The sequence below is a fragment of the Sphingomonas sp. CBMAI 2297 genome, from assembly GCF_029870595.1.
GTDB lineage: Bacteria > Pseudomonadota > Alphaproteobacteria > Sphingomonadales > Sphingomonadaceae > Sphingomonas.
The window spans coordinates 29353-55885 of sequence record NZ_JAPDIR010000020.1 but is presented as its reverse complement, the minus strand read 5'-3'; the positions used below and the strand labels follow the sequence as shown (position 1 = coordinate 55885).

Here is a 26533-nt window from a genome sequence, read left to right as displayed (position 1 = left end):
CAGCAAAGGAAATATTGGCCCGCGCGAAATCCCGGGGCCGAGGTCAGGCGGGCTGGGTGCGGGCGCTCTCGATCGGCAGCAACAGGGTGAAACAGGTCCCCTCGGCGGTCGACTCCAGCGCGACCTTGCCGCCGATCACTTCGGCGCGGCGGGCCTGGTTGCCAAGGCCGCGGCCCTGCGCCGCCATGGTCGCGTCGAAGCCCCGGCCATTGTCCTCCACGCCCACGCAGACCTGGCCGTCGCGCACGCCGGTGGTGACCATGATCTCGCTGGCGCCCGCATGCTTGATCACATTGGTAAAGGCCTCCTGCAGGATGCGCAGGATGTGGAGCGAATGGCGCTGGTCGAGCCATGCGAGCGGCGGCACGTCGCGCACGTCCCAGCGCAGGCGGATGCCCGTCGCTTCGAGCCGCGGCTGCAGGCGGAAGCGCAGGGTGCCGAGCAGCAGCAGCAGGTCGGTCTCCACCGGCTCCATCGAATCGATGGTGAGCTTCAGGTCGTCGATGCAGCCCTTGAGCAGCTGGGCGATGTCCGCCTCGTCGATATGGCCGTGCTCGACCATGCGCAGCGTGCTCACCAGCGAGGAGCCGAGCCCGTCGTGCATGTCCTGCATCAGGCGCTGGCGTTCCTGGAAGAGCACTTCGCGCCGCTCGATCTCGCGCAGCTTCTGGTGGCTGGCGTTGAGCTCGGCCTCGCGCTCGGCCAGCCGGCTGGCGAGCACCAGGTTGGATTCGGCCACCGCGTGCATTGCCCGGATATAGCGGCTCAGCATGATCTGGCAGAAGGCGATGATCAGCGCGATCTGCGCGTAGAAGGAGACGAACAGGCTCTCGATGTCGATGATGTTGTTCTGCAGCAGCATGTCGCGCCCGCCCAGGATGAACGAGAGCAGGCCGCAGATCGCCAGCCCGATACCCTCCATGGTGCCCGCCCGGCGGCTCCAGATGATGTGCACGATGAAGGTGAAGGTGCCCATGCTCACCATGGTGATGTACATCAGCGGGGAGACGATGGTGGCGTCGGCCGTGCCCTCGAACAGTGGCAGGGTGATTCCGCCGAAGCCCAGGCACATGACGGTGATGGCCGCGGTCAGCCAGCGCGCATGATGGTGGTGCAGCGCGGTGAGGAAGAGATGGGCGATCAGGACGGTCCAGCCCACCGAATTGACCGTGATCCAGCCGAACCATGCGTCCGATATGGGCAGGCGATCCGCGCCCATATAGGCGTGCATCACCCGCAGGAACGTCGCGACGGTCATCAGCGCATAGAGGAGGTAGAGCGTCTCGCGCCGGGACCGCAGCCAGACGAGAAAGGCGAACGCGCCCGTCGCCAGGAACATCGCCGAGCTGATATAGGGCAGCTCGGCCTGGAAGAAGGCGCGGGTGTAGTAAGCTGCGGCGAGCTGGCGATAGTCGCCGATCCACAGCGTGGAAAGCGCGCCGCCGATGCCCCGGACGTGGCGGATGCGGATCAGCAGGTCCCTGGGCGGGGCGCTTTCGGCGGCTTCTTCCAGCGGTATCCACAGCGGCCGGTTCGAACCGTTCCACTGGAGATTGGCGTGCGTCTGGTAGAAGAGCCGCCCGTCGACATAGATGGCCAGCTCGCCATCCGTCTTCCAGCGCGGGATGTAGAGATAGGCGCCGCTCGGCGCAGACTGCGCGGAGTCGAGCGTGAAATGATACCAGGTCGTCTGGGTGGGCAGCAGCCCGGCGTCGCCGGCACCCGGCAGCATGCGCGGCCGGAGCGCATGGGGCAGGGCGACGTCCTGCCACCGGCCCGGCAGCGCGCGCCAGTCAGCGGTGCGCGACGGTGGGGGATAGCCCTGGGTATATTGGACCAGCAGCTGCGCGCGGGTCAGGTGAATGCCCTGCGGCCGGGATCCGAGATAGAGGGCGACGAGGACCAGCGTCGCCAGTCCCGCATAGGCGAGGAAGGTCCGCAGCGACCTAGAGAATACCATGGTTGCGGGCCTCGAAGATCGCTTCCGCCTTCGAGGTGACCTCGAGCTTCTGGTAGATTCGCCGGACGAAGGTCATCACCGTGTTGCGCGAGACCAGCATCAGCTCGGCGATCTCGTCATAGCTGAAGCCCTTGGTGATAAGCTCGAGCGCCTCGCGCTCGCGCGGCGAGAGCGGGGAGGCGATCGGGGTCGCCGCCGCCAGCGCGGCGGCGGTGGGGATCTGGGGCACGGGCTCGGCCGGGCGGAAGCGCAGCAGGATCTGACGGGCGATGCGCGGGCTGATCGGGCTGCCCCCGGCGTGGAGGGCGCGGATCTCGTCCGCGATCTTCTCGGCCGAGCTGTCCTTCAGCAGATAGCCCGCCGCCCCCGCCTCGATCGAGGCGATCACGTGCTTCTCGTCGGCGAAGGTGGTGCTCACCATGATCCCGCAGTCGGGCCAGCTGGCATGGGCGGCGCGGATCACGTCGATCCCCGATCCGTCGGGCAGGCCGAGATCGACCACCAGCACGTCGAGCGGATCGCCGGCCAGCATCCTGCGCGCCTGGGCAACATTGTGCGCCATGCCGATCAGCTGCATGTCGGTCGAGCTGCGCACTGCCGCGGCGAAGCTGTTCTGGAAGGCGATATCGTCCTCCACCAGCGCGACCTTGAGCAGTGGCGAGGCGGCATCGGGCATCGGGACATCCTGGAGCGGCCCGCTTCCCGGGGCGTGGCCGTGGCGGCGATCGGATGGGCGCGCGGCGGCGCCCGGTTTTCGCGCTCTTACCATTCGAACCGCCCCGGGCTTGTCCCTAGAAATAGCGACATACGCAATATTTCATGCTCGTTACAATTTGTTCCGGAGCCCTGCCCCGGTTAATGTGACATTTCCCAGGTCGGGCACAAACGAGAGTCGCGTCATGCCAAGCCCGGAACCCCTGACGCCCCTGCTGGTGGCGGAGCTGGTCGGCGGTATCTACGAAGCCGCGCTCGACCCGTGCCTGTGGCAGCGGCTGGTCGATCGCGTCGAGGAAATCTACCCCGAAATCACCGTCGCGCTGTTCAGCCATGAGAGCCATCTCCCTGCGGCCGCGCTGACGGTGACGGCCAATTATTCCGACGCCGCGATGCGCGACTATGCAGCCCATTATTTCTCCAACAGCCCCTATGTCGATTTCGTGCCGCGCAACGGCATCGGCCAGCCGGTGCGGACCGAGGCGATCATCCGCGAGGAGGAGCTGTTCCGCACCGAGCATTACAACGACTTCATGCGCGTCCACCGGATCGGCCATCACGGCACCGGCATGGTGCTCGAGCGCGAGCCGGGCGGCTGGGCCTCGCTCTCCTTCGCCGACCGGCGGAACGACACGGCGCGGCGCGAGCACCAGATGCAGCTGCTCCGGCTGCTCGCTCCGCATTTCGGCCGCGCGTTCAAGCTGCGCCGCACGCTGATGGACGCGCGCATGGCGGGGATGGCCGCGCAGGCGGTGTTCGACGGCTGGATGCACGCCGCCCTCGTGCTCGATCGCGAGGGCCGGGTGATGACGATGAACCGCCGCGCCGAAGCGCTGGTCGCGCGCGGCGAGGGCGTCATGCTCAATCGCTTCGGCCAGCCGCGCAGCTTCGACGACAAGTGCAGCCGCGCGCTCGACCTGGCCTTTGCCGCCTGCCGCGCCAGCGCGGACGCGCCGATGGAGGCGAGCGGCGAGCTTTCCGGCGTGATGCTGCCGCGCCGCAGCGGCGGGGTACCGCTGCACGCGATGCTCTGGCCCATCGCCACCGCGGCCGAGTTCGGCCTGCCGAGCCTGCCCGGCCAGGTGCTGCTGGTCATATCCGACCCGGACGACACGCCGCCCGGCGCGGTCGCCTGGATCGCGCGGCGCTTCGCCTTGTCCCCGGCGGAAGAGAAGCTCGCCGACGCGGTGATCGCCGGCGTGCCGCTGAATGAAGCGGCGGAGAAGCTCGGCATCCAGCTCTCGACCGCGCGCACCCGGCTCAAGACGATCCAGGCCAAGACCGGTTGCCACCGCCAGCTCGATCTCGTGCGCCTGGCCATGTCGGTGCCTACCGTCCGACTCGGGTAGGGCGCGCGCCGGTCGGCTTCCCCGCGAAGATGAACCGCGCCTAAACCACTACCATATGGGAGCTATTCGCTCCCGGTACGCCTGCCTAGGCACCTCCATTCCGGATCGTGTCCGCACGATCGCGGTCGGGGGCCTGTGTCGATGAAGCTGGTGTTTTCCTGTCGTGACTTGCGTGTGGGACAGGGGCGAATGGGGGAACATGGGGCGGCGATGCCGCGGTTTCGCAACGTCATTCGCCTGTCACTATTAGTAGCGACAGACGCAAAATTCCGCCTGCGGTACGATCGGCAGGCAGGATCGCTCGCCCGGGTCGTGGGGCGAAGCGGCCTCCGGGTTTCCCAGTTCCAGACAAAAAAAGGCCGAGCGATGCCGAAGGTTGCCGTGCAGCATCTCCCGAGCGGGCGGAAGACGCTTGCCATGTTCCTGCTCCTCGGGGGCACCACGCTGGCCTTGCCCGCGGCCGCGCAGGTGCTGCCCAACCGCCAGCAGCTCAATCCCGCCCAGCAGACGCCGATCCCCGCCGCGCCGCGCGGCGAGCTGTTCCGCGACATGGAAGCGGGGCCATGCCCCTTCGCCGGCAGCGACCTGAAGGTCACGCTGACCGACGTCGCGTTCCAGGGCAACAACGGCGCCCTCGCGCTGGGCGAGGACAAGCTCCGCCTCGCCTATGCCGACCTGCTCGGCAGGGAAGTGCCCATCGCCACGATCTGCACGATCCGCGACCGGGTGGCGGCGCTCTACCTGCGCCGCGGCGTGCTGGCGGCGGTGGAGATCCCCCAGCAGCGCATCGCCGACGGCAAGCTGATCCTTTCGGTCACCGAGGCGCATGTCGCGTCGGTGAGCTATCACGGCGATGTCGGCCCGGGGCAGCGCCAGGTCGAGCGCTATCTCGACAAGCTGAAGGGGATGACTCCCTTCGATCTCAACGTGGCGCAGCGCTATCTGCTGCTCGCTTCGGACGTTCCGGGCGTGATCGTCCAGGCCTCGCTCAGGCAGTCGCCGGGCGGCAACGGCGCGGTCGATCTCGACATCGCCGTCTCGCGCACGCCGGTCACCGCCACCTTCGCGGTGAACGACTATGGTTCGGACTCGATCGGCCGCGACCTGGCCACCGCGCGCGTCGACTATAACAGCTTCACGCCCTTCGGCGAGCGCACCACCATCGTCGGCTATGGCACGATCTCCAGCCCCGAGCAGCGGGTCATCCAGCTGACCGAGAGCGTCAAGCTGGGCGGGGAGGGCCTTCAGCTCGACCTGTCGGGCTCCTTCGCGCGGACCCGGCCGGGCGCCGCGCTCAAGCCGCTCGATCTGCTCGGCAACAGCTTCGCCGGCAATGCCCGGCTCACCTATCCGCTGCTGCGCCACCGCCGCTACAACCTGAACCTCTCGGGCGGGCTGGAATGGATCGACCAGAAGGTCGAGTTCGGCGGCGGCGTCGCCACGCTGACCGAGGACAAGCTGCGGGTGCTCTTCGCCCGGCTCGACGGCCATCTCGCGCCGCGCGAGCTGGCCTCGCACTCGGTGGCGGCCACCGGCTCGCTCGAGCTGCGCAAGGGCCTCAACGGGCTGGGCGCCACGCCCTATGGCAACCGGGTCGCCTCGCGCTTCGGCGGGCGTCCGGATGCGACGGTGGTCCGCGCCGATCTCTCGGTCGGCGGTCGCGTCATCGGTCCGGTGACCGCCAGCGTCTCCGCCAGCTGGCAATATACCGACACGCCGCTGCTCTCGTACGAGGAGTTCGCCGCCGGCAACCTCTCGATCGGCCGGGGCTATGATCCCTCGGCTGCCTCGGGCGATCGGGCGCTGGGCTCGACCCTCGAGATCAGCACCGCGCCCTTCGCCTTCGCCAAGCGCTCGGCCTTCCGGCCCTATGCGTTCCTCGATGCGGTGCGGCTCACCAATATCGGCCCGGGCGCCGACCAGGTGACGCTGCGATCGGCCGGCTATGGCGTCCGCGCGCAGATCGGCCCGTGGTTCTCGCTCGATCTCGCCTGGGCGCATCCGTTCGACCGGGTCGCGCCCAAGGCGCCCAAGCCCGCCGACCGCATCCTCGTCAGCCTCTCCGCCTCGATCTTCTGAGGGATATGCTCATGTCCGCCCCCCGCCGCCGCAGCCGCCTCTTCACCACCTCGGCCTTCGGCGCGCTCGCGTTCGCCGCGCTCTGGGCGGCGCCCGCGCACGCGCAGCTCGTCCAGACCGGCGCGACCGGCAATGGCGGCGCCCCCGTGATCGACCAGCCGAACGCCAACACCACCAATGTGACGCTGAACGGCTCGCGCACGGTGATCGACTGGAGCCGGTTCGACATAAACAGCGGCGACACCGCCAATTTCGTCTTCGCCAATCGCAACGACATCGTACTCAACCGCGTCAACAGCGCGACTTCGAGCACGATCAACGGCAACCTCAACGGCACGATCGGCGCCGGCGGAGCGGCCGGCGGCAATATCTGGATCTACAACGCCAATGGCGTGGTGATCGGGGCCAATGCCCGGATCAGCACCGGCGGCCTGCTCGTCACCACCGCGGCGGTGGACCGCGCGACCGATTCGAGCCCAGGCGGCTTCCTCGACGATACCGCGACCAGCTTCGGCTTCACCGGCGCGGCGAGCGGCACCGGCATCACCGTGCAGAACGGCGCCCAGATCACCAGCCATGGCGGCGCGATCGCGCTGGTGGCGCCGGTGATCACCACCGAGGCGGGATCGAGCATCTCGGCGCAGGACGGCGGCAACGTGCTCTATGGCGCGGCGGCCAAATACCAGATCAGCTTCCGCCAGACCGGCGCGGACGATCTCGACCTGCTCAGCTTCGAAGTGGCCAGCGGGGCCGACGGCACCGGCGATGCCGACGCCCTCACGCTCGGCGGCGCGACCAGCGGCAACCGCGTGTTCGCCGCGCTCGTCTCGAAGACCGGCGTCATGTCCCGCCTGCTGCTCACGGGCAACCTGACCGCGACGACTGCGGCGCTCGACGAGACCGGCGCGATCGTCCTCACCACCGGGCACAATATCGTGAACGGCGCGGCGGATGCGGCTGCCGTCGCCGGCAATGGCGGTGCGGATATCGCCAGCGGCAACTTCATGGATTTCACCGCGCCTGCGATCTCGATGCTGTCCAGCGGCTCGATCACTGTCGGCACCAACATGAACGCCGCCGGGGGTACGGTCGACCTTGCCGCCGAGGGGGTGCTCTGGAGCAATATCGGCGCAATCACCACCGGCACGCTGACGGCCCGGTCCGGCGGTTCGATGCAGTTCGGCGGCTCCAACCAGATCGCCAAGATCAACGGCATCACCGCCGGCGGCGACATCACCTTCTACAACGGCCTCGGCAGCACGGAGATCGCCGGCGACATCGTCTCGTCCGGCCGCGCCAACCTGAACATCGGCCAGGCCAGCGGCAGCGGCCTCATCCGGGCCGGCAGCGCCATGCTGTCCGGCGGCGGCGCCTACAACCTCGATAGCGCCGCCACGCTCGAATATGTCTATGCGATCACCAATGATCTCACGGTCAACAGCACCGGCGACCTGACGCTGAACCTGAGCGGCAGCGCGAACGACCTCGGCTATAAAGTCATCCTCAACGCCGCGAACGGCGCGATCCGCCAGACGGGCGGCGCCGGGCTGGTCGGCAGCGTGGTCGCCAACGCCCTTGGTGAGATCGATCTCGGCAAGGCCAACAGCTTCACCAGCCTCATCGCCAATTCCACCGATGGCGAGCGCATCACGGTCAACGCGACGGGCAATCTCGATTTCAAGGTGAACACCTTCTCGGGCGCGCACTTCACCGTCGGGGGCGATGCGACGTCTTCGGGCACGAACGCGCTGATCTCCGGCGGGCTGTTCGTGACCGCGGGCGGCGCGATCAACCTCAGCTCCGATGGCGGCTACACCGAGTTCGGGGATCTGAGCGCGGGCGGCAACATCACGCTTGCGATGGACGGTAATCTCGTTCTCGGCGGCGTCATCCATGCGGGCGGCGCGATGTCGCTCACTTCGCGCGGCGGCGCGATCCGGCAGACCAGCGGCACGATCAGCCTGGGCACCAGCTTCACCCTCAACGCCGTCACCGGGATCGACCTGAACCAGACGGGCAACCATCTGGGCGACCAGAGCCTTGTTTCGGACGTCACCAGCGGCAACGGCAGCAATGTGCGGATTCGCGGCGACGCGATGAAACTCTACCTCCACGGCGCGCTCGGCAATGTCAGCCTGTATGGCGAGAGTGGCGATGTCGTCGTGGGGCCCGGCCTCACCGCCAGTTCGCTGACCGCCGAGGCCGCTCACGACATCCAGATCGGCAGCAATGGCAACACCGTCGCTGTCGGCACCTATCATCGGCTGATCGGCACGAACGTCTCTGTCTATAACAACGGCGACTTCACGGTCGACGGGGATGTCGGCCGAGCGGACGTCGGTCGGGTGGAGCTGGTCGCGCCGAACGGCACGCTGACCCAGGCCGCCGGCACGATCTTCGGCGCCGACATTTCACTCCGCGCCACCTACGCGATCAACCAGGACAGCGGCGCGAGCATTCAGGGAAGCAATGGTAATTTTGGGGCAATTGCCGGTACCGACCTGCTGTTAATCGGCGCGAACCAGTTAGGCGCTTTCCCCTATTTCAGCTGGGGCACCAACGCCGACGTCACGATACGCTCGGTCGGCAATCTGTACTTCGATACTAGTAATTTGGGCATGTGGCTCGTTCCCTTCCACACGCTCAAGCTGATCTCGGACGAGGGTTCCGTCGGCGTGTACGGCGGCTTCATCGCCGACACGCTGAACGTCCAGGCGCATGGCGACATCCTGCTCGACGATGCGACTTACATCGTGAACAAGGTCGGCAGCGTCACCGGCCTGACGAGCGCGACGGGCAATATCAGCCTTAGAGAAGACAATGGCTTCGACATCAATGGCGATATCAGCGCGGCGGCGGGCAACATCACCCTCAGGTCCGACGGGGCGATCGAAACCTATTCGGGCGCGCTTTCGCTCGGCGGCACGCTGGCGGTAACCGCCGGCGGCGGCGCATCGCTGACCGGGGCCGGGGCCATCAAGCTGGGCGCAGTGAGCACTTCTGGCGGCGGCAATTTCTACCTGAGCAGCGACGGCAACATCGATCTGACCGGCGCGATCAATACCGGCACCAGCACCCTGATCCTGTCCACCACCAATGGCGCGATCACCAGCAATGGCGGCACGATCTCGGCCTGGGCGACCAATGCCTATGCAACGGGGGCGATCACGCTTGTCGGTTCGGGCTTCGCCAATTTCTGGGCGACCTCGACGGGTGGCGGCGACATCCATCTCAGCAGCGACAATGATCTCGGCTTCGCGGCCACCACCACCGGCGCCCTCACCGTCGAGACGAGTGGGCAGGCGTACAACACCGGCGATCTGGGCGCGCATTCGGTGTCGATCACCGCCGGCACCGGAATCGGCCTGATCAACACGGGCTTTACGGTCGATGTCGGCAGCTTCAGCCACCTCTCCACCGACGACGGCCTGGTCAGCGTCGACCTCCAGGGAGATATCAAGCTCGCCGGCAACGTCACCGCCGGCGGTACGGGCAACACCGTCAGCCTGACCTCGGGCGGGAGCATCCTGCAGAATTCGGGCACGATCACCGGCGACATCATCAAGCTGAATGGCGCCTCCGCGATCACCCAGGCCAGCGGCGCGACGCTGCACGGCGGTGCCCTGTCGCTCACCAGCAGCGGCAATGTGGCGCTTGGGCAGGCCAATGACTTCACCAGCATCGCCGCTCTCTCGATCGGTGGCGATCTGACGCTGCGCAACCTGGGCAGCATCGATCTCGATCCGACGACCGGCGGCGGCGCCACCCTGGGCGGCGCGCTGACCGTGACCTCGGACACCGGCGACATCAGTGCCGGCAATGTGCTCACCACCTCGAAGCTAACCGCCACGGCGCTGAACGGCTCGATCCTGATTGGCGGGGGCTCTCATCTGATCGGTTCGCTCGGCACGTTGACGGCGGCCGGCGACATCCAGATCGGCACCGATGTTCCCGGATTCACCCTGACCGGCGACATCACCGCCACGACTGTGACTCTGCTCGCCATGAATGGCGGGATCACCCAGAACGCCGGCACCAAGATCACCGCCGGCACGCTCTATGTCGCCGCCAACAACAACATCACGCTCGACCAGGCGAATGCAGTCACCACGGTGGGCAGCCTCATCGCCAATCTGTTCACCAGTGGCCACAACATCACGTTCCGCAACGACGGCAACATCATTCTTGACAGCCGGATCGACGCCACGGGCGGCACGCTCACGCTGACCTCGAACACCGGCGGCATCACCCAGAACAACGGCGCCGGCATCTATGTCCGCGCGAACCAGCTCATTCTGAACGCTGCTGGCTATACCGCGCTGGGCAGTACCAACAACAATGTCACGACGATCGGCGGGATCACCAATCTCGGCTGGAGCACCCTGTATCAGGATGCCGACGGCTTCGACGTCGCGGGCAACCTCACCGCTGGCGCCGGGTCCATCATATTGCGCGCCGGCAACAACGGCGCGATTACGCAGAGCGCGGGCATCATCAGCGCCGACGCTTTCGGCGCTCAGGCCGGCACGGTCACCTTCACCCGCGCGAACCAGTTCGCGAAGCTGCTCCAGACGCAGGGCAGCACCAGCGTCACGATCAACACCGTGGGCGACCTCGCCATTATACAAGGCCTCTCGGGCGACACGATCTCGCTGACCTCGGGCGGCGCGATCACCCAGCAGAGCGGAACGAGCTATGTCAATGCGTACAATACGCTCAACCTGAGCGCGGTCACCGGCATCGACCTGTCGGGCGGTGCCTTTGGCGCGAACAACATCATCAATCTGGGTACCCTCACCAACACCACGAGTGGCGGCATCCGCATCGCCACCAACAACGGTGGCTACGGCGCCACGCTGGCCGGCAATATCAGCGCCATCGGCCAGACGGTGACGATTTCCGACGAACTAGGCGCGCTCAACCAGACCGGCGGCGTGATCACCGCCGATACGCTGAACCTGTCGGCGACCGCCGGGGTAAACGCGACCCGCGCCAACGCCGTCACCAATCTCGGCACGCTGAGCGCGGGCGGGGCGAGCGCCTTCACCAATGCCGGCAGCTTCAACATTAGCCAGTCGATCAATGCGGCCGGCAACAGCCTGGCGCTGACCTCGACCAGCGGCGCGATCACCCAGAATGCGGGCACGACGCTCACCGCCGACACGATGGCGCTCAATGCCGGCACCACGATCAGCCAGGGAGCGGGCGCGAGCCTGCACAGCACCGACCTGTCGCTGACCAGCGGCGGCACCACGACGCTGGGCGGGGCCAACGACTTCACCAGGATCACCGGCCTGAACGTGGGCGGCGACCTGACGCTGCGCAATCTGGGGCTCATCGATCTCAGCCCGGGCTTCGCCAGCTACTCCTATCGCGGCGGCGGCGCGCTCACGCTGATCTCGGATACGAGCAGCATCCTCAGCACCAATACCGGGATCAGCACCTCGCTCCTGACCGCTTCGGCAGTGGGCAGCGTCAATCTCTCCGGCACGATCGCGTCGGTGGGCAATGTCAGCGCCAACTCGGTTTTCCTGTGGACCTACTACGGGAACATGACGCTGACCGGGAACATCACCGCTAGCAATGTGAGCCTTGGCGCCGAACAGGGCTCCGTCAACCAGACCGGCGGCATCATCGACGCGGGCCGGCTCAACGTCACCACCGACGGCACCATTTCGCTGACCGGCGCGAACCAGGTCGATGTGTTCGGCGGGCTCAATACCAACAAGGACTCTCTCGGCGCCTATCACGACATCACGATCCGCAATGTCGGTGGCATCGTGCTCGATTATCTGGTGCAGGCCGGCGGGGCGACCGTCGACCTGACCTCGGACACTGGCGGGATCAGCCAGACCAGCACCAATGGCGGCTTCATCACCGCGGGCACGCTCAAGGCCAATGCGGCCGGCGATATCGTGCTCGATCAGGGCAACGACTTCGACCATCTCGGCGCGATCCGCAGCACCGGCGGCAACGTCACCATCGTCGATAGCGATGCCTTCGACCTGACCGGCCAGGTGCGCGCAGCCGGCGCGCTCTCGCTCACTTCGGGCGGCGCGATCACCACCAATGGCGGGCTGGTCGTCGCGGGCGGCCTGCTCAACGTGTCGGGGACCAGTGCAAATCTGATCGCCGGCGGCAACGTCCAGCTCGGCGCCGTCACCACCAACGGCAATTTCGCGATCGACACCGACGGCAATCTCACCGTTGCCGGCCTGCTCAACACCAATGGCGGCGACGCGACGCTGAAAGCGAATTTCGGCACGATCGGGCGCGGCGCCAGCGGCTCAATCTCGGCCAACTCGGTTGCCGCCACCGCCCGTGACAGCATCACGCTCGATAGCACCGGCAACGCGATCATCTGGGCGAGCTCGAGCAATGGCGGCGACATCAATCTCACCGGCAATGCGAATATCTTCTTCAAGATCGACACCACCGGCGACCTGACCGTCGATGCCGGCGGCGCGGCCGGCAACAACGACAGCGTGATCGCGCGCTCGGTGGGTATCAACGCGGCCGGCGGAATCTATCTGAACGACCAGACCGTCGCCATCAATGTCGGCAGCTATCGCTATCTCACCTCGTCGGCCGGTGCGATCGACATCGAGAACAAGGGCGACATCAAGCTCGACGGCAACGTCACCGCCAACGCCCCCGGCCAGTATATCCGCCTCTATTCGAGCCAGAACTCGATCCTGCAGAACAGCGGCACGATCTCCGGCGACAATGTCCAGCTCCAGGCCGTGGGCAATATCACCCAGTCAAGCGGCGCCAAGGTGGTGGCGAACACCCTGGCGCTCACCGGCATCGACGTCTCGCTGGGCGGGGCGAACGAGATCGGCGCGCTCGACGCCTATTCGATCAGCCGCGACTTCACGCTGCGCACGGTCGGCACGCTCGACCTGGGCGGGGCGGGCAACCAGGTCGCGAACAACGGCAACCTCACGCTGACCTCGGATACCGGCAATATCACCGGCGTCTATGTCGAGACCAACAAGCTGACCGCCACCGCCACCAACGGCAGCATCGTCTTCACCTATGGCAACAACAAGATCCGCGGGCTCGGCGACCTGACTGCCAAGAGCACGAGCGGCACCGACATCAACATCTACACCGCCACCGCGCTCGGCCTGAGCGGCAACATCTCCGGCGGCGGCGTCCAGATCTACGCCGGCGGCGGCGCGATCACCCAGGGCGCGGGCGGGATCACTGCCGACCGGCTGGCGATCGGCGCGGGCACCAGCCTGCTGATCGGCGGCGCGAACAATTTCGGCACGCTGACGGACATGGGCCATGGCGTGGGCGCGGACGTTACCATCCGGAATCAGGGCAACCTGCTGCTGCCGAGCAACGGCACGGCGATCGGCACGCTGAACCTGACCTCGGACACGGGCACGATCAGCCAGACCAGCGCCCTGACCGCGAACACGCTCATCGCGCATGCCGCGACCGGCATCGGCTTCAACAGCAGTTCGAACAACTTCACGACACTGGCGGGTCTCACCACCGATGTCGGCGACATCCGCATCCGCGACACCGGCGGCCTGGCGATCGAAGGCGACATCACCGCGCCCGGCACCGTGTTCCTCAGCACCACCGGCAACATCACCACGGGCACCACCACCGTCGGCGTGGTGACCACCCCGCATGGCAAGGTCGATGCGGACAAGCTCAGCGTGGTTGCCATCAACGCCACCATCTACGCCGCGGGTGACATCAAGCTCGACGGCATCGGCGTCAACAGCGGCTTCACCCTGGTCGCCGACAACAATATCGATCTGACCGGCACCTTCACGGCCATCGCGACGAGCCTGATCGCCACGGCCGGCGCGATCACCCAGAGCGGTGGGACCGTCAACGTCACCACCGGCGCCATGGCAGCGGCGAGCAACATCACGCTCGGCGGCGACAACCGCTTCACCAACTTCATCGGCACCTCGACCGGCGGCGGCACCATCACCCTCAACAATGGCGGTTCGGGTGGGATCGTCGTGGGGCTCAACACCACCGGCAATGCCGTGGTGACCGCCGGGGGCAATCTCGCCTCGAGCGGGATCAATGTCGACGGCCTGTCGATGACCGCCGGCCATATCGACCTGACCAACAGCGTCGACGTGAACAGCTTCAGCAAGCTGGTCGCCACCTATGGCGACGTCCTCGTCTCCAATGCCGGCAGCTTCGCCGTCGCGGGCGACGTCAGCGCCAGCAAGGTGGGGCTGCGCTCGGTCAACCTGCTGGCCAATGGCGGCGGCATCTCGCAGACGGCGGGCACGATCTCGGCCAATGACGTCACCCTGCGCGGCAGCGGCGACATCGTGCAGAGCGGCACGGGACGCATCGATGCCAATGCATCGATCCTGACCGGCGCCAATCTCGACCTGATGGGCAGCAACAGCTTCGGCGCCGCGACGCCCACCGTGGTCCGTGCTGGCGGCACCGTGCGACTGAACGGCGACGCGCTGTACCTGCAGTTCATGAACCCCGCGGGCGACGTCACCCTGAGCGCGGCGGGCGACATCACCGTCAACAATTTCGGCCTCCAGGCCAGCTCGCTCACCGTCAATGCCGGCGGCCAGCTTTCGGCGACGAGCAGCAGCAACCAGGTCGCGACGGTGCACGGCCTGAGCGGCACCAGCATCGATTTCGCCAGCACCGGATTCACGCTCGACGGCAACGTGACGGCCACCAACGGCGCGACGCTCACCGCGACGAGCGGCGGGATCGCCCAGACGGCCGGCACGATCTCGGCGGCCAGCGCGACGCTGAGCGCTGCCGGCGGTTCGGTGGTGCAGAGCGGCAATGCCAAGATCGTGGCGCCGAGCCTGAGCGTGACTGCGGGCGGCGACCTGATCCTCGGCGGCGCGAACGACTTCACTGGCGCCAGCTCCAGCTTCGCCTATGGCGACGGCAGCAATGTCACGCTCCGCAATCTGGGAAGCATCGATTTCGCCGGGATACCGGGCTATGCCATCAATGCGCTCTCGCTGACCTCCGATACCGGCGCGATCAGCCAGGGTGGCCCGATCGCCGCGAACAGCCTCTTCGCGAAGGCGGCGACGGGCATCGCCTTCGGCCATGCCGGCAATGCCATCGGCACCATCGCCGGGCTGACCAACAGCACCAGCGGCGGCATCCTCTTCTCCACCTTCACGAACCTGGACCTGGCGGGCAACATCTCGGCGGCGGGCCAGGAAGTGCTGCTGGTCAGCATCGGCCATGCGATGACGCAGAGCAGCGGCGGGATCGTCGCCGGCACGCTGCGTGCCACCGCGTCCACCGGCCTTTCGCTCACCAGCGCGACCAACAATGTCGCCAACATCGCCGGACTGACCAACGCTGCCTCTGGCGGCATCGCCTATACCGATGCCGACAGCTTCGACATCACCGGCGACATCAACGCGCTGAACGGCCAGTCGCTCTCGCTCACTACGATCGCTGCCAACGCCAATGTCCGGCAGAATGGCGGCCTGATCACTTCGGGCGCGATCAATCTGAGCGGTGGCCAGAGCTTCAGCCTGCGCGGTTCGGGCGGGATCTGGAACAGCATCGCCGGGGTCGGCAACGTCAACACCGCCGCGCAGATCTACACCAGCGGCAATGTCGCGCTGACCGGTACGATCAGCTCGCCCTATTTCGAGCTCTGGAGCCAGGGCGGCAACATCACGCAGAGCGCCGGCCAGATCCTCTACGCTCCGGGCAATTTCCTCGACCTGCGCGCGAGCGGCATCTCGCTGACCAGCGCCACCAACCAGCTGGGCAGCGTAGACGCACTGATCGCCTATAATGGTGGCGGCATCACCGTCGTCTCGGACGGCAATACCCGGTTCGGCGCCGTGGAGGGCGGAACCGCCTCGCTCACCGTCACCAATGGCAGCATCGGCAACCTTGGCGACTATGTGAATGTCGACACGCTGAACGCAGCGGCTTCCGGCACCATCAACCTGGGCGGCCGGATCGGCACGCTGGGCAACGTCACCGCGGGCGGCGACGCATCCTTCCGGTCCAGCTCGAGCCTCAGCGTCAACGGCACGATCAACCTCGGCACCGGGCGCCTGTCGCTCGGCACGGGCGGCACGCTTTCCCAGCTCGGCGGCGCGATCACGGCGGGCGGGCTCGACGTCACCGCCGCCGGTGCGATCACCATGAACGCCAACAACGATGTCGGGACGATCTATGGCCTGGCGACGCAGAATGGCGGCATCTCCTATTCCAGCAACAGCGGCTTCGCGCTGGGCGGCGACATCACGGCCGGCGGCGGCAATGCCGTCTCGCTGAACGCCACCCTGGGCTCGATCAACCAGAATGCCGGCATCATCACCGCGGCCCGGCTGGACGCGAGCGCGGGCAACCAGATCGTGCTGACCCGGGCGAACCAGGTCGGGCAGCTCGGCAGCCTGACTGCGGCCAATGCGGCCAGTTTCACGGTGCGCGACGATCTGACGCTGGTCGGCAGCATCCTGAGCAACGCCGTCACGCTCATTTCCATCGACGGCGCGATCAGCCAGACGAGCGGCGCGATCACCGCCGCCAGCCTCTCGGCTTACGCCAGCACCGGGCTCGACCTGTTCCATGCCAACAACGTGACCGCGCTGGGCGGGCTCGGCACCACCAGCGGCGATCTGCGCTTCCGCAACAGTAGCGATATCGCGCTGACCAATATGACGGTGGGCGGCAACCTCACGCTGGTCTCGGATAGCGGCGCGATCCGCCAGAATGTCGGCACCATCCTGACTGTGGGCGACACGGCCACACTCACCGCGGATGGCGGCATCCGCCTGGACAGCAACGCCAACGCGGTCACCCGTTTCGGCGCGGTCCGCAACCTCGGCTCCAGCGGCGACATCACGCTTGCCAATGCCGGCGACCTGATCCTGACCGACAATGTCGGCGCGTTCGGCCAGCAGCTGGCGCTCTATTCGAACAGCGGCGCGATCCTGCAGCAGGGCGGGACGCTGACCGGCGACAACCTGATCGCGCATGCGGATGGCGCGATCACCCTTGGCGCGGCCAACAATACCAACCCCTTCGGCAGCATCGAGCTCGTATCGACCACCGGCGACATCCGCTTCCGTTCGGTGGACTCGATCAGACTCGGCACCGTCAGCACGCCCGGCCTGCTCTCGCTCACCTCGGACACCGGCGGGATCAACCAGATCGCCGCCATCTCCGCCGGCGCCCTGACCGTCACTTCGCTCGGCGGCGACATCCTGCTCGGCCAGGCCAATGCGATCGGCACGGTGAATGACGTCACCACGAACGGCCGCTTCACGCTGAACGCCAGCGGCAACCTGACGCTCGACGGCGAGATCTCGGCGCCGGGCCTGGTGAGGCTCATCGCCGCCGGAAACCTCACCCAGACCGGCACCGGCGTGATCCGCTCGAGCGAGCTTCAGGCGACGAGCGGCACGGGCGCGACCAACGGCATCAGCCTGCTCAACCGCAACGACGTCGCGTTGGCGACGCTGAACTCGAACGGCAAGGACCTGCGCTTCCGCAACACCGGCGATTTCGCGCTCGGCAACATCAGCGCGGCCGGCCATATCGTCGAGATGATCTCGGACGGCGGCGCCGTCACCCAGCAGGCCGGCACTTCGATCGTCGCCGGCATCTTCTCGGCCACCGGCACCAATGTCGTGCTCGACAATAGCGGCAACCAGATCAGCCGCATCGGCCTGATCTCCACCGGCTCGAATCTCAACCTGCGCAACGGGACGGCGCTGCAGATCGACGCGATCGACGCCGGCAGCCACAACGTCACGATCAACAATGGCGACAATCTCACTGGCGGCAACATCACCGCCGGCACGCTGACGCTGAACCTCGCCGGCGGCTATGTCGACCTGACCACCGCCAACCATGTCGCTTCGCTCGGCGGGTTCAGCGGGGGGCAGCTCTCCTTCACCAATGCCGGCAGCTTCACCATCTCGGGCGCGATCCAGAACGGGATGTACCAGAGCATCCTGACCAGCCAGAGCGGCTCGATCTCGATGGCGGGCGGGGCGGTCAACAGCGGCGGGATCACCGCCCAGGCGGCGACCGGCATCTCGCTCACCGGCAATATGAGCTATGTCTATGGCGCGACCGCCACGACGGGCGACGTCTCGATCCTCTCCACCCTGCTGGATATCCAGGGCGATATCAGCGGCGACACCGTCACGCTCGGCGGCACGGCGAATGGCGGCTATGTCCGCCAGACCTCCGGCTCGATCACCGCGAACAAGCTGATCGCCACCGGCTATGCCTTTGTCGACCTGAACGGCGCGACCAACCACATCGCCTCGCTCGGCGCGCTGAGCAGCCCCAATGGCTATGTCAAGATCGCCAGCCTGGATGCGGTCACGCTGACCGCCGATGTCGATGCGGACGACACCTTCACGCTGAATGCCGGCGGCGCGGTCCGCCAGACGGGCGGCCGGATCAACACCGGCTGGCTCAGGGTGAGCGCGGCGGGCGATATCGATCTGGGCGCGGCCAACCAGATCGACGCCGGCAGCGACGTGATCCTGGCGGGCGACGACGTCACCTTCGTCAACACCGGCACCTTCACGATCGCCGGCATCACCGCGGCGAATGGCGGGGCGATCGACGTCCGTTCGATCAACGGCAATATCTGGCAGTCGGGCGCGATGACCGGCGGCTCGATCACCGCCTCGGCGCATGGCTCGCTCTCGCTCGACAAGGCCAATGCGATCGGCACCGTCGGCGCGCTCAGTGCCGGCACCGAGCTGACCTATAACGGCGCGGCCGCCTATGACCTGACCGGCGCCATCACCGCCGGAACCAGCGTCACGCTGAACGGCGCCGCGGGCATCAACCAGACCGGCGGCACGATCACCGGGCAGACGCTGAGCGTCGACGCGGACAGCGCCGACCTGCAGCAGGCCAATGCGGTCGGCCGGCTCGGCACGGTCACCACCAGTGGCGACTTCCTCTTCCGCAATGTCGGTGACGTCGCGCTGTGGGGCACCGTCCATGCCGGCAGCACGCTCGGCCTCTATTCGGATACCGGCAGCGTCACCAACCCGGGCGGTCTGTTCACCGCCAACATCCTCGACGTCACTGCTGCGGGGAGCGTCGAGCTGCTCGGCGGCAGCTTCAATTATATCGACAGCCTGACCTCGCAGAACGGCGACATCACGCTCACCACCAGCTCCAATATCTTCAATGCCGGCCGGATCGCCGCCGGGAACGGCACGGTGGACCTGACCGTCGGCCGCATCACCGCCAACTCGGTCAAGGCGAACCTGCTCAATATCGACGCCACCGGCGGCGATATCGAGCTGACCGGCGACAACGTCATCGCCCATCTCGGCAATCTCTCCGGCGTCAATATCTCGCTGGCGGTGGGCACGACCGACATCACCGGCTGGCTGAACGGCACCGGCAGCGTCGCCTTTGTCCGCTCGGCGCTGGCGACCGACTTCGCGCTGACCATGGCCAGCGGCGGCGTGATCACCACGCCGATGATCAGCCTGAGCAACACCGGCACCGCCGGCACGGCAACGCTGAACAACATCTCCGGGGCTGGGCCGCTCGAGCTGAACTTCAACTTCAACGGCAATGCGACGGTCTCGGCGACCGGCAGCGCGGTCACCCTGAACAACGCGACCGTGGACGGCAATTTGTTCGTCCGCGGCACCAGCGTCACCGATAGCGGTGCCGGTGCCGATATCAGCGGCACGCTCGGCGCCACCGCCCTTGCGGGCAATATCAGCCTGTTGTTCGGCACCGATCGCGTCGGCCAGTTCGGCAATCTCTCGGCGGGGAGCGGCACCGTCTCGATCAGTGCCGCGAATGTCAGCCTGACCGGCAACGTCATCGCGGCGGGCGCCTTCAGCGTGGCCGCGACCAACGGCTCGGTCACTCAGTCCGCCGGCTCGCTCATCAGCGCCGCGAGCATTACGGGTTCGGCGACCGGCGACATGCTGCTCGGCGGCAGCAACACGATCGGCAGGATCAACGCGCTGAGCGCGGGCGGCGACCTGACCTTCAAGACCAGCGGTGCCCTCGACATCGCCGGCGCGCTCACCGCCGGCACCAGCTCGACCATGACGCTGATCGCGGGCGGGGACATCAACGTCGCCGGCGCCGATCCGATCACCGGCGGCACGTTGAACATATCCACGCCGGGGCATTGGGCGAATTTCTACAATACGCCGATGTCCCCGCGCACCATCCGCTTCAGCGCGCTCGGTGACGTGAGCGCCAGCAATTTCCAGCTGTACAATGACGGCGCGATCGACCTCGCCGGCGATATCGTCGTGACCATGGGGGCGGTGATCGATGCGACCGGCCAGATCACCCAGTCGGCGGGTGCGCTGACGGTCGATCTGCTGGCGCTCTACGGCTATGGCGTCGCGGCCAACCGGCAGAACCAGGTCCAGAGGCTGCAGGGCGCCGCCAATAGCGGCACCGCATTCAGCTTCACCAACGCCCAGGACCTGCGGCTCATCGGCAACCTCGGCTCCGGCGACGTCACGCTGAACATCGACGGAAATCTGACCGCCACTGCCGGCATCTATACCTCTGGCGACATCCTGATCACTGCCAAAGGCGGCTATGTGCGCGGGCTCTGGGGCAACAATGTCACCTTCAATGGCGGTGCGAACGACCTGAGCATCGGCGCCATCACCACCAGCGACGATGTCTCGGTGACCGGCACCGGCAACGTCACGGTCGGCTCGCTCTATCTAAACAACAACAACGACGCCGCGGGCGACGGCTTCAACGCGCTGATCTCGGGCGGCAACGTCACGCTGGGCGGGGCGACTGGCGCGATCGGCAGTGCGAACGTCATCGACTACGGCGTCGGCGCCACGCCGGGCTCGGTCAAGATCCAGGCCACCGGCAACGCGACGCTGGGCGTCGATGCCATGTACAACGCGGCGGTCGCCATCTCCGCAGCCGGCGATGTCGATGCGCGGTCGCTCGGCCGGCTGCTGCTCGGCACCGTAGCGGGCGCAAACGTCACGCTGGTCGCGGATGCCGATGTCCAGGCGAGCTCGATCGCCACGCCGGGCACCTATTCGGTCACCGGCAGCGACATCGGCCTTGGCGCGCTGACCTTCGCGAGCGGCAACCCGCTCGATGTCGTCCCGCTCGATGCCTTCATCACCGACACCCAGGGCAATCTGGCCCTGCCGGCCACGTTCGGCGCAAGGCGGAGCCTCACCATCTCGGCGGTCGGCGACATCACCGGCGGGCAGGTGGATGTCGGCACGGGCACGCTCTCGATCACCGGCACGGGCATCGCGCTCGGCCGGGCGAGCAGCAGCTTCGGCGACGTCGAGCTCAACGCGGGCATCGGCACCGTCGATATCGGCACCGTCTATGTCGCGGGCGATTATAGGCTGAGCGGCGGGTCGCTCCTGAACGGCGCGCTGGCACCGGGCGGCGCCCGGGCGGGCACCTGGACGCTGACGAGCCTGGGCGCCGTCGACATGGGCGGCCGCACGCTGGAATATGGTGGCGACATCTCCTTCCTGGTCTCCGGCCTGCTCGGCAACGGCACGATCCGCTCGCTTTCCGGCTCGGTGACCGGCTCCGCCATCGCGATCCAGGCGAGCGAGCTGCTCGGCGCGACGGGTGTCGACGTGTCCACCACGGCCGGCAACTTCGAGGCCTTCCATATCGATGGCGGCACCGGCGACGCCCGTGTCGCGAGCGCGGGCACCCTGAACCTGACCGGCAGCATCGAAGCCGGCGGCGATGTGCACCTGTCCACCACCGGCAGCGGCGGCATCACCGCCGGCTATGCCAGCGCGGGCGGCAACATCACGCTCTACGCGCGGGGCGGGGACGCGATCCTGCGCCAGGCGAAGCTCACGGGCACGGCCGGCGACCTGATGGTGCAGAGCACCACCGGCGACGCGATATTGGGCGCGAACGATTACTCCGGCATCGGCAACGACATTTATTTCGAGCGCGCTTCGGGTTCCGCCGGTACGGCCAAGGTTCTTGGCGACACCGGCGCCTATGCGAACTTGCACCACTCGGCGATGCTTACCCAGGTAACTGGGGCGGAAGCAGAGGTGAACGTCCGGAACGGCAACCTGACGATCGGCGAACTGAACGCCACCACCGGCAATGCCAGTGCCTATCTGAACGCCGGCGCGCTTACCGTGACCAGGGTCTCGGGCGACACGGTCGACCTCGAGGCCCGGGGCGGCAATCTGACCCTGGGCGGCGGCACCGTATCGGCCAACGATCTCTATCTGACCAGCGATAGCCTGGTCGACACCAGCGCCGTCTCCAACCTGACGGCCGACCGCTATCTCCGGATCAACGGCGGCGAAGTGCGGGCGGCCTCGCTCGGCTCGGGCGGCGACCTGGTCGTGAACAGTTCCGTTGGCGGGATCACCATCGACGAACTGAACGCCGCCCAGGACGCGTCGGTCCTCTCTGCCGGCGATCTCGCGATCAACCAGGTCGCGCTCGCGGGCGGGGGCCAGTTCGCCGCGAATGGCAGCGCCACGGTGCGCAGCCTGACCGCGGTCGACGGCTTCGCGCTCGTCGCCCAGGGCAATGTCACGCTCGGCGCCGATACGGCGGCGGCGATCGACGTCGCGAACTCGGTCGTCACCGGCGGCACCCTTGGCGGTTGCGGCTGCGGCACCGGCGGCGGCACGGTCGTCTCGCTGGGCGGCGACGTCACGATCAACCTGCTCGGGCTGACCGGCGTGTTCGACACGATCCAGTCCGACGGCAACAGCAGCGTCACCATCCGGTCCGGCAATCTGGGGATCAACTTCCTCCAGGGCCATGATGTCACGCTCGACGCCGGCACCGGCACGATCGAGCTGAACCTGGCGCCGGTCGTGGCGCATGACTATACGCTCACCGCCGGCCATTTCGCGGGCAACAGCTTCGCATCGCTCGGCACGCTGGGCGGCTCGCTCAGCATCACCGACACGGCCGGCGACTTCGACTTTGGTTCGACGGACTTCGCAGCCGCAGGTTCGGTCTCGATCCGTGCCGCGCAGGGCCAGCTGCATGTCCGCAACGCCCAGGCGGGCAACGCGATCAGCCTGGCCGCGGGCGGCGACCTGACGCTGGCCGGAGCCGCGCTGACCGGCACTGGCGCCAATGCGTTCTCGCTGAGCGCGGGCGGCAACCTGACGTTCGGCGCCGCCGATGCCGCGTCGATCACCAGCGGCAACGCCTTCTCCAATGCCGGCACGTTGCTGGCGGGCAAGAGCCTGGATGCCGATGGCGATCTCGCGATCAATCTGTACCGGGCCGACGCGCTCGGTGCGGTCGATGGCGGCACGGTGCAGGCCAGGGTGCTCACCGGCAATCTCGCCATGGGCGATATCAACGCGGTCGGGGCGATCGCGATCGCCGGACCGTCGGGCACGCTCACGCTCGGCGACGTGACCACCAGTGCCGGGCACATCAACATCGCCGGCCAGGGCGACGTGACCACCGGCGACATCTCGGGCCGCTTCGTCGTGAACGTCGGCGCGAGCACGGGCAGCCTGCGCTTCGGCAATCTCGCCGGCGGCGACGTTGCGCTCGCGGTCGCGGGCGGGATCACCGGCGCCGGCGTTTCGGCCAGCACGCTCGGCGTGGTGGCGGTGAACGGCGGCGTCGACCTCGACCAGGGCGGCAGCGGTTCGCATGTCGCCAGCCTGGGCATGGTGACCGTCAACAATGGCGGCTTCAAGCTGCGCAACCTGCAGGACCTGGGCCTGGACGGCGTGGTAGAGGTGCACGGCACGCTCGACCTCCAGGTCGCCGGCGCGCTGACCCAGAACAATTACTACATCATCGCCGATCGCCTGCAGGGCGGTGCCACCGGCGCGGCGCTGCTGACGGGCGGCAACAGCATCGCCGAGCTCGGCCAGTTCGCCAGCAACGGGCTGAAGCTCACCAGCAATATCGGCCTGACGATCGACGGCACCGTCCAGGGCAATGGCGGCGCGGTGACCATCGCCTCGCATGGCGGCATGACGATCTCGGCCAATGGCCGGATCCTGTCGTCGGCGGCTGGGGACGCGATCACGCTCGCCTCGGACGGGCTGTTCACCAATGCGCGGGGTGCCGATGCGCTGGCCGCCGCGAACGGCCGCTGGCTGATCTACACCCAGACCGGCGGCAATTTCGGCCATTCCGATCCGAACAACAATTTCGGCGGGCTGGCGGGCACCAGCTATTATGGCGACTTCTATGATTTCAATGCCGGCACCTTCGCCACCGCGCCGAATGCGGGCAACCGCTTCGTCTATGGCTATCGCCCGCTGCTGACGGTCACGCCGGACAGCTTCCACGTGACCTATAACGGCGCCGTCCCGGTCCTCACCGCGACGATCACCGGGCTGGTGAACGGCGACAGCGCGGGCGGGGCCTGGTCGGGGGCAGCCGCGCTCAGCGGGGCGGGCCGCAATGCCGGCACCTATGCGGTCTATGCGGCGCTCGGTACGCTGGCCTCGGAGATGAACTATGCCTTCGCCTTTGGCGCGGGCACGGTCGTGGTCGATCCCCGGGTGATCAGCGCGATCCTCACCGCCGACAACCGCGTCTATGACGGCACCACCAACGCCACCGGCAGCCTGACGCTGACCGGCCTGGTAAGCGGCGACCAGGTGGCGGCGAGCGGCGTCCTGGCCTTCGACAGCAAGAATGCGGGCACTCGCACGGCCACGGCGAGCGGCATCACCCTCTCGGGCACGGACGCGGCCAATTACGTGATCTCCAGCACCAGCACGACCGCGCTGGCGGATATCATCGCCAGAACGATCACCGCCACGCTGACCGCCAATGGCCGCACCTATGACGGCACCACCAGCGCCACCGGCACGCTGGCGCTGAACGGCCTGATCGGCAACGACCAGGTGGCGGCGAACGGCACGCTGGCCTTCGACAGCAAGAACGCCGGCACCCGCACCGTCACGGCGAGCGGCATCACTCTCTCGGGCGCGGATGCGGGCAATTATGTCGTCAGCGGCTCGGCGACCGCGCTGGCGGACATCCTCGCCAAGGCGATCACCGCCACGCTGACCGCCAATGGCCGCACCTATGACGGCACCACCAACGCCACCGGCAGCCTGGCGCTCAACGGCGTGGTCGGCGGTGACCAGGTGAGCGTGAACGGCAGCTACGCCTTCGACAACAAGAATGCGGGCACCGGCCACACCGTCACGGCGAGCGGCATCACCCTTTCGGGCGCGGATGCGGGCAACTACACCGTGGGCTCCACCGCGACCGCGCTGGCGGACATCATCGCCAGGACGATCACCGCCACGCTGACCGCGAACGACCGCACTTATGACGGCACCACCAGCGCCACCGGCACGCTGGGCCTGAACGGCGTGATCGCGGGCGACGCGGTGTCGGTGAACAGCACGGGCATGGCCTTCGACAGCAAGAACGCCGGCACCCGGACGGTCACGGCGAGCGGCATCAGCCTCTCGGGCACGGACGCGGGCAATTATGTCGTCGCCGCGACGGCGACCGACCTGGCGGACATCCTGGCCAAGGCGATCACCGCGACGCTGACCGCCAATGGCCGCGTCTATGACGGCACCACCGCCGCCACCGGCACGCTGGGCCTGAGCGGCGTCGTCCTGGGCGATCAGGTCGGGGTGACTGCCAGCGGCATCGCCTTCGACAGCAAGAATGCCGGCAACCGCACCGCCACCGCGAGCGGCCTTGCGCTGAACGGCGCCGATGCGGCGAACTACACGATCAGCGGCACCGCCACCGGCACCGCGACGATCGCCCAGCGCGCGATCACCGCCACGGCGACGGCGGACAGCCGCGCCTATGACGGCACCACCGGCACCACCGGCCGGATCGCGCTCGCCGGCGTGATCTCGGGCGACACGGTGACGGGCACCGCCACCTATCGCTTCGCCGATGCCAATGCCGGCACCGGCCGTGCGGTGCAGGTGAGCGGGCTGGCGCTGACGGGCGCGGATGCGGGGAACTATGCCGTCAGCCTGTCCGGTGCGCCGGTGATCGCCGACATCACGCGCCGCGCGGTGAGCGTGACCGCGCAGGATGCGACCAAGCTGTTCGGCCAGCCCGATCCGGTGTTCGGCTATACCGTCTCCGCCGGCTCGCTGGTGAACGGCGACGGCTTCACCGGCGCGCTGGCCCGTATCGCCGGCGAGCAGGTGGGCAGCTATGCGATCGGGCAGGGGACGCTCGCGCTGTCGGCCAATTATCTGCTCACCGTGATCCCGGGCACGCTCGTGATCAGCTTCACCCAATCGGGCGCCGATGCCAGCGACGCCCTCAGAATGCTGCGACTCGGTGTCGGCGGCGGCTTCTCGCTCAACCAGAACCCTTCCCGGAATCTCGAGGGCGATGGCGAGCGTGAGGGCGCGGGCGACGGCGACAAGTAGCAAGAGAGTCCGCGCGGCCCGGCCGCGCGGGCTCTCGGCCCTTTTCGGGGGGCGGGCGCCGCGCGAGCCGCGGCGCCCAACGA

Annotated in this window: 5 protein-coding genes; 3 read left to right on the top strand and 2 right to left on the bottom strand. The window is 67.5% G+C overall.

Annotation, left to right across the window (positions count from 1 at the left end):
• Nucleotides 1–43: 43 nt before the first annotated feature.
• Nucleotides 44–1960: an ATP-binding protein gene (locus tag OMP43_RS20575; RefSeq protein ID WP_280281422.1), complete on the bottom strand. Its 1917-nt coding sequence runs from the start codon at nucleotides 1958–1960 to the stop codon at nucleotides 44–46.
• Nucleotides 1947–2636: a response regulator transcription factor gene (locus OMP43_RS20570; RefSeq protein WP_280281421.1), complete on the bottom strand. Its 690-nt coding sequence runs from the start codon at nucleotides 2634–2636 to the stop codon at nucleotides 1947–1949. Before OMP43_RS20570 ends, OMP43_RS20575 begins: the two co-directional genes overlap by 14 nt.
• A 223-nt stretch (nucleotides 2637–2859) precedes the next feature.
• Here OMP43_RS20570 and OMP43_RS20565 point away from each other — a divergent pair, with 223 nt between their 5' ends.
• The 3 genes from OMP43_RS20565 to OMP43_RS20555 all read left to right on the top strand — a co-directional run bounded on the left by OMP43_RS20565 (nucleotide 2860) and on the right by OMP43_RS20555 (nucleotide 26450).
• A complete protein-coding gene (locus OMP43_RS20565; RefSeq protein WP_280281420.1) occupies nucleotides 2860–4023 on the top strand; it encodes a hypothetical protein in 1164 nt (387 codons plus the stop codon).
• A gap of 366 nt (nucleotides 4024–4389) precedes the next feature.
• Nucleotides 4390–6102: a ShlB/FhaC/HecB family hemolysin secretion/activation protein gene (locus OMP43_RS20560; RefSeq protein ID WP_280281419.1), complete on the top strand. Its 1713-nt coding sequence runs from the start codon at nucleotides 4390–4392 to the stop codon at nucleotides 6100–6102.
• 11 nt (nucleotides 6103–6113) lie between these two features.
• The gene (locus OMP43_RS20555) at nucleotides 6114–26450 is read left to right on the top strand and encodes a YDG domain-containing protein (protein WP_280281418.1); all 20337 of its coding nucleotides are present in this window, start codon (nucleotides 6114–6116) and stop codon (nucleotides 26448–26450) included.
• The last annotated feature ends 83 nt before the right edge of the window (nucleotides 26451–26533 follow it).